The organism is Bacillota bacterium (assembly GCA_013178045.1).
Lineage (GTDB): Bacteria > Bacillota > Ch66 > Ch66 > Ch66 > Ch66.
In genome coordinates this window covers 1-11,300 of sequence record JABLXP010000040.1, presented here as the reverse complement: position 1 = coordinate 11,300, position 11,300 = coordinate 1, and the positions used below count along the sequence as shown (strand labels likewise).

Annotated in this window: 9 protein-coding genes; 7 read left to right on the top strand and 2 right to left on the bottom strand. The window is 43.8% G+C overall.

Annotation, left to right across the window (positions count from 1 at the left end):
* Nucleotides 1-137 precede the first annotated feature (137 nt).
* Together rnpA and rpmH are read right to left on the bottom strand one after the other, a co-directional pair.
* Nucleotides 138-476 (bottom strand): ribonuclease P protein component, encoded by a 339-nt coding sequence (gene rnpA, locus HPY81_11210; GenBank protein NPV27971.1) that lies wholly within the window; start codon nt 474-476, stop codon nt 138-140.
* A gap of 137 nt (nt 477-613) precedes the next feature.
* Nucleotides 614-748: a 50S ribosomal protein L34 gene (gene rpmH, locus HPY81_11205; protein ID NPV27970.1), complete on the bottom strand. Its 135-nt coding sequence runs from the start codon at nt 746-748 to the stop codon at nt 614-616.
* A gap of 411 nt (nt 749-1,159) precedes the next feature.
* Between rpmH and dnaA the strand changes: the two genes are divergently transcribed.
* From dnaA to gyrA, 7 genes are all read left to right on the top strand, one after another.
* A complete protein-coding gene (gene dnaA / locus HPY81_11200; protein ID NPV27969.1) occupies nt 1,160-2,488 on the top strand; it encodes a chromosomal replication initiator protein DnaA in 1,329 nt (442 codons plus the stop codon).
* A gap of 202 nt (nt 2,489-2,690) precedes the next feature.
* Entirely contained in the window at nt 2,691-3,806 is a 1,116-nt protein-coding gene (gene dnaN / locus HPY81_11195) for a DNA polymerase III subunit beta (GenBank protein ID NPV27968.1), read from the top strand.
* Nucleotides 3,807-3,843: 37 nt separating this feature from the next.
* The gene (gene recF, locus HPY81_11190; protein NPV27967.1) at nt 3,844-4,974 is read left to right on the top strand and encodes a DNA replication/repair protein RecF; all 1,131 of its coding nucleotides are present in this window, start codon (nt 3,844-3,846) and stop codon (nt 4,972-4,974) included.
* A 70-nt stretch (nt 4,975-5,044) separates the two neighbouring features.
* Nucleotides 5,045-5,323 carry a DUF370 domain-containing protein gene (locus tag HPY81_11185; GenBank protein NPV27966.1) on the top strand — a complete coding sequence of 93 codons (279 nt, stop codon included), beginning with the start codon at nt 5,045-5,047 and terminating at the stop codon, nt 5,321-5,323.
* Between the two features lie 117 nt (nt 5,324-5,440).
* Nucleotides 5,441-7,366, top strand: a complete 1,926-nt coding sequence (gene gyrB, locus HPY81_11180; protein ID NPV27965.1) for a DNA topoisomerase (ATP-hydrolyzing) subunit B — start codon at nt 5,441-5,443, stop codon at nt 7,364-7,366.
* Nucleotides 7,359-8,645 carry a hypothetical protein gene (locus HPY81_11175; GenBank protein NPV27964.1) on the top strand — a complete coding sequence of 429 codons (1,287 nt, stop codon included), beginning with the start codon at nt 7,359-7,361 and terminating at the stop codon, nt 8,643-8,645. The genes gyrB and HPY81_11175 overlap by 8 nt, the downstream gene beginning before the upstream one ends.
* Before the next feature lie 13 nt (nt 8,646-8,658).
* Complete coding sequence (gene gyrA, locus HPY81_11170) at nt 8,659-11,106, top strand: DNA gyrase subunit A (GenBank protein NPV27963.1); 2,448 nt, start codon at nt 8,659-8,661, stop codon at nt 11,104-11,106.
* The last annotated feature ends 194 nt before the right edge of the window (nt 11,107-11,300 follow it).

Below are 11,300 nucleotides of genomic sequence, written 5' to 3'. Positions count from 1 at the left end.
GTGACTTCACTCCTTTATGGGGTTTTCGGTTTGGTTACTTGAAAACTTCTCCAAATTGGGGTGAAGTCCTTTTTTATGGCCCTAAAATCCTTAGTAAATCAAGTGTTGGAAAATTGCAAAAGGCTCAAATATATACTTTAAATATATACTTTTGCCCTTCGACACGTATGTTCTAAATCCTTGAGCAGTGACCAAAATTCAACTTTTCTAATGCCGGACCGGGCAATAACTACGATATCGTAACCCGTCTTGAGATTATTTTGTATCATTTTAGTAACCTCACGCAAGCGCCGTTTAATCTGATTCCGGATGACCGCCCCACCAACTTTCCGCGATACAACAAATCCCCAGCGATTTTTTTCTTTTCTGTTTGCCCGTAAATATATTACCAGGTAATTTCCGCCGATTACTCGACCGGCATTATATACCGCCTTAAATTCCTTTTTACTTCTTAACCGAAACTCCTTCTTCAGCACCCCCTCCGTTTCACCACCTTAATTTATCTATCTTTTTCTTCTCTATTAATCCCCACATAAAGTAATAAAGAATAATTATCCTCTTTAATAAAACCTCATTTATCCATACGTTATGAAAAGGCCACATAGAGCGGCCTTTAAGCAGTTAATCTTTTTCTTCCTTTTAAGCGTCTCCTGGCCAGCACATTTCGTCCGCCCTTCGTACGCATTCTACTCAAAAACCCATGCACCCTTTTATGTTTCCGTCTTTTTGGTTGATACGTCCGCTTCAAACTCAATTACACCCCCTCCACAACACGCCCAGCTATTATATTATTCAACCAAATAATTTAATTACGCACAGAAAAGTTTCATTCCTTACTTTTCATCGTGCGTAACAGAAAACTTCCTTTATTTTAAAAGTCTTTTTAATTATATCGTAGTTAGTGATTAATTGTCAATAAAAGAAATACATTCCTGGGTTTTGTCTGTGGATAACCCTCAATTTATTTATATTGATCAATTTCCTTTTTTTTGCTATCATAAAAAAGCAAAAACTATAACTTCAAAGATTATACACAATCTGTGGATAAGTTTGTGAATAATTATGTTAATTTCCTACCATGCCTTTTTCTAAAAAGATCAGGCATATCATTCACTAACTTTGTCCTTATTTTTTTTTAATAATTGGGGGTAACTCAGTAATGCCGAAAACTGACATTAACAAAATATGGAATAAAACTTTACAGTTACTTGAAGATGACTTTACAAAACCAAGTTTTGAGACTTGGATGAAATCAATCAAGTTAATCGATGTCCAAGGACAAACAGCGCTGATCAGCGTCCCCAATTCATTCGCCCGTGACTGGTTAGAAAGCCGTTACGCCACTTTGATAAAAGACAAACTGCAACTCCTTCTAGGCAAATCAGTTCAACTATCTTTTATTATTCCCAACACAGATGAAGATATTTCATCAACAAATTCTAATAAATTTTATGATCTTCCAACTTATCACCTTAACCCGAAATATACCTTCGATACGTTTGTAATTGGCAACAGCAACCGTTTTGCACATGCTGCTTCTTTTGCCGTTGCTGAAGCCCCGGCGAAGGCCTACAATCCTCTTTTTATTTATGGCGGTGTAGGACTGGGAAAAACGCATTTAATGCATGCTATTGGCCATTATATTCTCCAGCAATTCAAAAATATGAAAGTTGTCTATGTAACCTCGGAGACTTTTACCAATCAGTTGATTAATGCCATTCGGGACGACACAACCGTTGAATTCCGAAATAAATACCGCAATGTTGACATACTACTCATCGACGACATTCAATTTCTGGCTGGCAAGGAGAGAACGCAGGAAGAATTTTTCCATACTTTTAATGCCTTACACGAAGCTAATAAACAATTGGTAATCTCAAGTGACCGGCCACCGAAAGAAATTCCTACTCTGGAGGATCGTTTGCGTTCACGTTTCGAATGGGGGTTGCTGACCGACATTCAGCCACCCGATCTTGAAACAAGAATTGCCATTTTAAGGAAAAAAGCCCAGCTAGAAAATCTTACGGTCCCCAATGAAGTTATGCTATATATCGCTGATAAAATCCATTCTAATATCAGAGAATTAGAAGGAGCCCTAATCCGGGTGGTAGCTTATGCTACCCTTCATAACCGCGAGATTACCACCGAACTTGCCGTAGAAGCACTCAAAGACATAATCACCGCAGCACAACCCAAACCAGTTACGGTTCAGTTGATACAAGAAGTAGTGGCTCGCCATTTCGGACTCCGCCTTGAAGACTTCAAAGCAAAAAAAAGAACCAGAGAAGTAGCGTTTCCTCGTCAAATTGCCATGTACCTTTGCCGTGAACTGACTGATCTATCTCTGCCCCAAATTGGGCAAGCCTTCGGTGGCCGTGACCATACCACAGTAATTCATGCTCACGCGAAAATTCACGAAGATAAACAAATGGATCCCAGCATCGAGGCACTTCTAAACGAACTTATTAGCAACATCCAGACCTCTTGATTTAAACTTACTTTATTTTTTAACAACTTTATGCACAATTAGTTTTTCTTTCTGATTAGATATTTTTCAGGTTATTCACAAATTCACAGTTATTATTACTCCTATTACTATAAAAAAACATTCTTATACATAATAACGCAAACGCAACCGAAAAACATTCCAATCAAGGAGGTGTTTCCCGAATCAGCGGGAATAAATTAAAATGAAATTTACATCGACAAAAGATAATCTTTCCTATGCCACGCAAATCGTTCAAAAATCCGTGTCTTCTAAAACAACCATACCAATTCTTTCCGGAATTTTGATCGAAACAGGTCAGCAAATGGTTAAATTAGCTGCCACTGACCTTGAAATCGGGACAGAATGTTCGTTTCCGGCTGATGTTCAACTGGAAGGAAAAACAGTTGTGCCGGCCCGCTATTTTATAGAATTTGTTCGTCGTTTACCGGATCAGGAGATCACCATAGAATCAAACAGTGAGAATAGCCAGATCACTATCAAATATGGAATCTCAGAGTTTACTCTGAGCACTATGGACCCTACTGAATTTCCCATCTTGCCGCTTTCGCAAGATGGTCCACGTTTTACTTTGACTCAAGGAAAATTTAAACAAATGATTAAACAAGTTTTAATCGCTACTTCAAATGAGCAGGTCCGTCCAGTTTTTACGGGGGTCCTCTTACTGTTTGAAGAAGGCACTATTAAGCTGGTAGCGACCGATACCCACCGTTTAGCTGTACGCGAAGAGCGCCAGGAATATCCGCTTGAGCTGGAACAACAGATTAAACAAGTCATCATTCCAGCGCGCACATTGAGCGAACTTAACCGTATTTTGCTTGATGATAATGAATCATTTTCGGTGACGATTACCGAAAATCAAATTTTATTTACTACAGAGCAGATTGCTCTTCTTTCCCGGTTGATCGATGGACATTTTCCAAATTATAAACAGGTTTTACCTAAACAATATTCTTCCACAATTAAACTAAAAACCAAAGAGTTACTGTCAACCCTAGAACGAGCAGCCCTACTCATGTCACCCACTGAGGGTATTAGTTCGGCTAAATTTGAGCTTCAGAAAGATAAACTAATCGTCAGTTCTACTGTTCCAAATGGATCGATATATGAGGAATTGCCGATTATTCTAGAGGGTGATCCCTTATTAATTGCTTTTAATTCTAAATATCTCATTGATGTACTTCGTATCATCGATAATGAAGAGATTTTATTTCAATTTACCGGTCCTTTGAGTTCAGCGGTAATCAGACCCACCAGTGATGAAAACTATTTCTATCTGGTTTTGCCTATAAGAATTTAAGCTTTGCCTACTTTTTAACCAGATAGGAGTGGCTAATTTGCTGCTGAAAACAATTTTATTAAATAATTACCGAAACTATACAAAGGCTAATCTTTTGTGTTCACCAACTCTAAATATAATCTGGGGCAATAATGCCCAGGGAAAAAGCAATCTTTTAGAAGCGATCTATTTATTAAGTACCGGCCAGGCTTATCGGACTAACCACGACCAGGAATTAGTACGTTGGGGTGCAAGTTATTACCTGATTAAATCAGAAATTCAAAATAACGAGAGAACGCTTGATATTGAGTTAATGTATCAAATTGACCAAAAGAAGTCACTCAAAATAGATGGTTATAAACGTAGCCGGATCAGTGATGTCCTGGGTGTATTTAACGTGGTGTTGTTTTCACCAGATGACCTTTACCTGGTGAAAGGAGGACCAACCCGGCGGCGGCGGTATCTTGACCTAACCATTTGTCGCTTGAATCCGTCGTATTATTACTATTTACAGCAATACCAAAAGACGGTCGAACAGCGCAACCAGCTACTGCGCAGTTTAGCAATAACTACAAGTTCATTAGCTACACTGGAAGTTTGGGATCAACAACTGGTCATTTTAGGAGCAAAAATTCTTGGTCGTCGCTTACAAATCTTACCAAAGTTAACAAAATTAAGTAGTTATTTTTATAGAAAAATAGCTTCCAATACCGAACAGTTGTTTGTTCGCTATCAGTCAACGGTAAACCTACCTTTAGAAAATCAAGAAATAGATTGCTCTGAAAGCACCATTGCGCGGTATTTTAGTGACCATTTGAAACATATCAGAAAAGAAGAACGCAAACGAGGGGTGACTTTAATTGGACCGCATCGGGATGATCTCGTCTTATACCTGGACCAGCATGAAATGCGTAATTTCGGTTCCCAAGGACAGCAACGCTCTGCTGCTTTAAGTTTAAAACTGGCTGAACTTGAAATTTTGGCCAATGAACAGGGTGATTATCCCGTTTTATTGCTGGATGATGTTTTATCAGAGTTAGATTCATCGAGACGAGAGTTTCTATTTACACAACTGCTCAATAAGGTCCAGACTTTTCTGACTACTACCCAGTACACCTATTTAAATGCGGAAATATTGAAAAAAGCCAGCCTGATTGAGGTTAAGAACGGAGTTTTGTGGCCAACCTAATAATTACCATGGTATTTGAAACATACTAAAGGACGGGTTAGTAATATTTAAAAGAGCAAGGAGTGGTATAATGTTTCTGCACCTGGGGGGAGATACTATTATCCCCAAAGAAGAACTTATCGCGATCCTGGACCTGGAAACAACCAGTAAAGCGGAAGCAACCAAAGATTTTTTGGAGATGGCCCGGGATGAAGGATTTATTCGGTATGTAGGGGAAAAAGGAAAGGAAAAATCATTTGTGATTACCAGTAAATACGTATACTATTCGCCAATTTCTTCAATGACCTTAATCAAGAGGGCATCTCATTTCAAGGGAATGATTTCCTTTTGGGAAAAAGATTCTTTTTAATCCGTGGTTATCCCACGGCCATTTTTCTATTGAGCAGAATTTTCCAATCTTGAGAGAACAAATGTTTTTGTGTTATAATAAACCGTTAAGAAAAATCTGGGAGGTCATATATTATTTATGGCAGATCATAGAAATTCGGCGCCAAACGTCGTGACAGATTATGACGCTAGCCAGATTCAGGTTCTGGAAGGGCTGGAAGCGGTTCGGAAGCGGCCGGGGATGTATATTGGTACGACCGGCCCGCGCGGCTTACACCACTTAGTTTTTGAGATTGTTGACAACAGTATTGATGAAGCCCTGGCCGGCTATTGTGATGAGATTAATGTGATTATTCACCCTGACAACAGTGTCACTGTAATTGATAATGGGCGGGGTATTCCTGTCGATATTCACCCGAAAACCGGCCGGCCGGCCGTAGAAGTTGCTTTAACTATTTTGCACGCCGGCGGAAAATTTGGTGGTAAGGGGTATAAGGTGTCCGGTGGATTACACGGGGTTGGCCTATCCGTAGTCAACGCCTTGTCTGCCTGGCTGGAAGTGAAGATCCGGCGGGAGGGAAAATTGTGGTTCCAGCGATATGAACGCGGGGTGCCAACTTCAGATGTGCAGCAGATCAGTGATACTGAGGGTACAGGTACGGAGATCACCTTTAAACCTGATCACGAAATTTTTGAAGAACTCACCTATAACTTTGAAACGATTCTTTCCCGTTTACGTGAATTATCTTTTCTCAATAAGGGATTAAAAATAACCCTGGAGGATGAACGAACGGGGGAGAAAGTCAGGTTGCTGCAGCAGGGCGGAATCATCGACTTTGTTACCTACCTCAATAAGAACAAAGACGTTCTTCATCCCCAGCCCATCTACCTGGCGAAGGAAAAGGATAATGTGCAGGTAGAAATCGCTATGCAGTACAATGATGGTTACGTGGAGAACGTGTTTTCATTTGCTAATAACATTCATACCCAGGAAGGAGGCACCCATGAGGCTGGTTTTCGGGCGGCACTAACCAGAATAGTTAATGAATATGCCAGAAAATATGGTGCCCTCAAAGAAAATGATCAAAACCTGTCCGGCGAGGATATCCGCGAGGGTCTGACTGCAGTTATCAGCATCAAAGTCCCAGAACCACAGTTTGAGGGACAAACCAAAACAAAACTGGGTAACAGTGAGGTTAGATCTATCGTTGATTCAATTATGGCTGACGGATTGGGGACTTTCTTTGAGGAAAACCCGGCCGTGGGCAAAAAAATCGTGGAAAAAGCGGTTACTGCGGCGAGAGCCAGAGAAGCGGCACGAAAGGCCCGGGAATTAACCCGTCGGAAAAGTGCCCTGGAATCTACCACTCTCCCCGGGAAACTGGCTGATTGCTCAAGCAAAGACGCTGCCGAATGTGAACTATATCTGGTTGAGGGGGATTCGGCCGGCGGTTCGGCTAAACAGGGTCGCGACCGTCGTTTCCAGGCAATACTACCCCTACGGGGCAAAATCTTGAACGTGGAAAAAGCTCGTCTGGATAAAATCCTCGGCAATGAAGAAATCAGAGCAATCATTACAGCACTGGGTACGGGAATCTCCGACGAGTTTGATATAAATAAGGCCCGTTACCATAAACTGATCATCATGACCGATGCTGATGTCGACGGCTCGCACATACGTACTCTGCTCTTAACTTTCTTTTATCGCTACATGCGACCGCTAATTGAAGCTGGTTATGTTTACATTGCTCAGCCCCCACTCTATCGAGTAAGAAAGGGAAAAGAACAGTTTTATCTATACAGTGATAAAGAACTGGATCAACTTTTAAAAAAAATTGGCCGTCAAAACTATTCAATTCAGCGGTATAAAGGTCTGGGCGAAATGAATCCGGAACAACTCTGGGATACTACCATGGACCCCAGCAACAGGACCATCTTACAGGTAACCTTGGAAGACGCAATTAAGGCCGATGAAATCTTTACGATCCTGATGGGTGACCGGGTTGAGCCGCGGCGGGAGTTTATTCACCGTTATGCCAAGGAGGTTCGTAACCTGGATGTATAATCAAGGGGATTTAGCGATCGATTCGTCAATGGTCGGGTTAGATGTTTTGGCCATTTTTAATTCTACCTTATGTGATCCAGCATGGTCGTTCGCCGAATGCACAACCCGCCAGACCACAGCGCTTACGCATGGCTATCATAAATACCCGGCGAAGTTCATACCCCCGCTAGCAGCCAAGCTGATAGAAGAGTACACCAGTCCAGGCCAACAGGTCTGTGATCCCTTTATGGGCTCGGGGACAACCCTGGTGGAAGCTGTCATTCGGGGGCGACACGCGGTAGGAGTGGACATCAACCCGATCGCCTGGGTGATCTCCCGGGCCAAAACGATGCCGATTGAGCCCAAACTGTTAAAAGAGCGGTTAGATGTATTCTTCGCCGATCTGCCGACCGATGCGAGTGGCCACCTGATCAGCCCTTTGTTGGGAAATGTCCCGTCACTGAATCACGAACGAATAGATTATTGGTTTACCGAACCGAATCGTTCCGAACTGGAAGTAGTTCTCCACCTGATTAACCAGGAACTGGATGAAAATCTGCGGCTGTTTCTACTCTGTGGATTCTCAAATGTCTTGAAAAACTGCAGTCGCTGGCTGATGAAATCAAGTAAACCCACAGTTGATAAAAATAAGTGGATTCCACCGTTAATTCCAACTTTGCAAAAACATTTAAATTATATGGAAAAGCGTAATCTTCTATTCTGGAACGTGATGCAGGCGCAAGAAGGCCCGACATCGGTTAAGGTGCAGATCGGTGATGCTAGACAGTTACCTGTTCCCAGAAACAGTCTTGATTTAATTGTTACTTCCCCACCTTATGTGACCTCCTACGAGTACGCCGACCTGCATCAACTAAGCAATATTGTTCTAGGGTTTACAGCTCAACCCGAAGAAAACAATGAACGACTGCTCAGCCCCCTAGCGATCGCGACAATTGACGAATTGAAGCGAGTAGATAAAGGAGAGGCCCGGGGGGTGCTGGCATATTTTCAAGCTATGCAGCAGTGTATTCAAGAGATGTACACTAAACTGCGGCCGGGAGGCCGGACGTGCATTGTCATCGGTAATACTACCTTACGGAAAGTTCCTATCCGCAACGCTGAAATATTTGCTGAGACAGGAGTTTGTGTGGGCTTTACCTTTGATCGCCTGATCCGCCGGGAAATTCCCTCAAAAATTCTGCCGCAAACGCGCGACCCGAAGACGGGAAAATTCACGTCCGCGGGTCACGCAGAAGCTTTAGCTTACCCGGAAGAGTTTATTTTAGTTCTTAAGAAATGAGGTGGTGCTCCTGATGCCAGAAAATAACACCAAGATTATCCCGATAGATATCAACGAAGAGATGAAAAAGTCATTCCTGGACTATTCCATGTCGGTCATCGTCAGCCGGGCGCTGCCCGATGTCCGCGATGGCTTAAAACCTGTCCATCGGCGCATTTTATACGCGATGAACGAACTGGGAATGACGCCTGACAAACCGCACAAGAAATCTGCTCACCCGGTCGGGGAAGTGCTCTCTAAGTACCATCCGCATGGTGACGCTGCTGTCTACGAAGCCATGGTGCGAATGGCGCAGGATTTTTCTACCCGCTACCCGCTGGTGGATGGGCACGGAAATTTTGGCTCAATCGACGGGGATTCTGCCGCAGCTATGCGGTACACAGAAGTACGCATGGCGAAAATTACCCTGGAAATGCTGGCAGACATTAACAAGGACACGGTTGATTTTCGGCCTAATTATGATGAATCATTGGAAGAGCCGACTGTACTGCCGGCTCGGATTCCCAATCTGCTGGTTAACGGGTCGGCAGGCATAGCGGTCGGTATGGCCACCAACATCCCTCCGCATAACCTGGGTGAAGTAGTTGATGCACTGGTCATGCTCATTGAGGACCCGACAGTGGAATTAAGCCAACTGATAAAAAAGATCAAGGGGCCGGATTTTCCGACCGGTGGAATCATTGTGGGGAGAGATGGGATCATCTCAGCGTATGGCACCGGCCGGGGAAGTATCACTGTTCGAGCCAAATGCCATGTGGAAAAGACGAGTAATGGAAAGCAGGTTATACTGGTTACGGAACTGCCATATCAAGTTAACAAGGCTCGATTAATAGAAAAAATCGCGGAACTGGTTCGAGAACGCAAGATCGACGGCATTACTGACCTACGCGATGAATCTGACCGGAGCGGGATGCGGATTGTTATTGAGCTACGTCGGGACGCTAATCCGCAGGTCATACTTAATCAACTTTACCAGCACACTCAGATGCAGGATACCTTTGGGGTGATCATGCTGGCTTTAGTAGATGGTGCCCCGAGAATCCTGAACTTGAAAGAAGTGCTGCATCATTATATCGATCATCGGAAACAGGTAATTACTCGCCGGACGCGATTTGACCTGAATAAGGCTGAAGAACGAATGCACATCGTCGAAGGGCTGCGGATCGCCCTGGCTTATCTGGACGAAGTAATTCAAACCATCCGACGTTCCCAAACCCCAGAGATCGCCAAGAATGCCTTGATGGAGCGTTTTGGCCTCTCGGATAAGCAGGCCCAGGCTATCCTCGATATGCGTCTCCAACGTCTGACTGGCCTCGAACGTGAAAAACTGGAAGAAGAGTTTCAGGAACTGACCAAGACGATCAACTACCTCCGATCGGTACTAGCCGAGGAAAATCTAGTTTTGGGAATCATTAAGGAAGAACTACTCAAAGTCAAGGAACAATTCGCTGACCCCCGACGAACCCAAATCGTTGAAGAATCCACCAAGCTGGAAATAGAAGACCTTATCCCCGAGGAGGACATGGTCATCACAATTACCCATCAGGGGTATATTAAGCGGATGCCAGTTAACACTTACCGAAGTCAACGACGCGGCGGCCGTGGCATCGTGGCAATGACAACTAAAGAGGAAGACTTTGTGGAGCATTTGTTTGTCACCACGACCCACCACTATCTCTTATTTTTCACGAACCGGGGACGGGTCTATCGACTCAAGGTTTACGAAATACCCGAAGCCAGCCGACAAGCAAAAGGGACTTCGATGGTTAATCTGCTGGCGATTGGGGGAGAGGATAAGATCAATGCCGTGATCCCAGTTCGGGAGTTTGTGGACGATAAATACTTGTTTATGGCGACGCGATGCGGTGTAGTCAAAAAGACTGAGTTGAGCGAATACGATTCGTCACGGCGGGATGGTATCATTGCGATTAACCTTGATGAAAACGACGAATTGATCGGAGTAAAACTAACTGATGGAACCGAAGAAATTATTCTCGGCACCCGCCAGGGAATGGCCATACGTTTCGCAGAAACCGATGTGCGCAGCATGGGCCGGACGGCCCGTGGGGTCAAAGGGATTACCCTAAAACCTAATGATCTAGTAGTTAGCATGGATACCGTACGCAATGATGCGGATCTCCTGGTGGTAACAGAAAACGGGTTTGGAAAGCGGACTCCTTTGACCGATTATCGCAAGCAGAGCCGGGGTGGAAAAGGGATCATGACGATCCGCACTACGAAGCGAAACGGGAGCCTAGTCAGTATCAAAGTGGTTAAGACCGGCGATGAGTTGATGATTATCAGTGGTGAGGGGATTATTATCCGTTTAAATGTAGAAGACATCTCCCAAATGGGTCGAGCCACTCAAGGGATTACCTTGATGCGTTTAGACCCCAAGGATAAGGTGGTCGCCGTGGCTAAGGTCGTTTCCAAAAACGGTGAAGAAGATAAAAACCTTTAATTCTTCGCTTGACATGATTCGGCTGGCTGTGATAATATAAGAAACGTCGCGAGTCGGCGGCCTAGGAGCTGGTCTTTGAAAACTAAACAGTTGTGCGAAAGCCCGATGGAAGAAAGGACATCGAAAGATGTTCAGGAAGAATGAACCCGGTGATACTTTGAGGTACACAGAAGGCAGAAGGAAACAAGAGCCAA

Coding starts and splice junctions, on each gene's coding strand:
- dnaA (NPV27969.1), top strand. CDS start 1,160: ATGCCGAAAACTGACATTAACAAAATATGGAATAAAACTTTACAGTTA.
- dnaN (NPV27968.1), top strand. CDS start 2,691: ATGAAATTTACATCGACAAAAGATAATCTTTCCTATGCCACGCAAATC.
- HPY81_11185 (NPV27966.1), top strand. CDS start 5,045: ATGTTTCTGCACCTGGGGGGAGATACTATTATCCCCAAAGAAGAACTT.
- gyrB (NPV27965.1), top strand. CDS start 5,441: ATGGCAGATCATAGAAATTCGGCGCCAAACGTCGTGACAGATTATGAC.
- HPY81_11175 (NPV27964.1), top strand. CDS start 7,359: ATGTATAATCAAGGGGATTTAGCGATCGATTCGTCAATGGTCGGGTTA.
- gyrA (NPV27963.1), top strand. CDS start 8,659: ATGCCAGAAAATAACACCAAGATTATCCCGATAGATATCAACGAAGAG.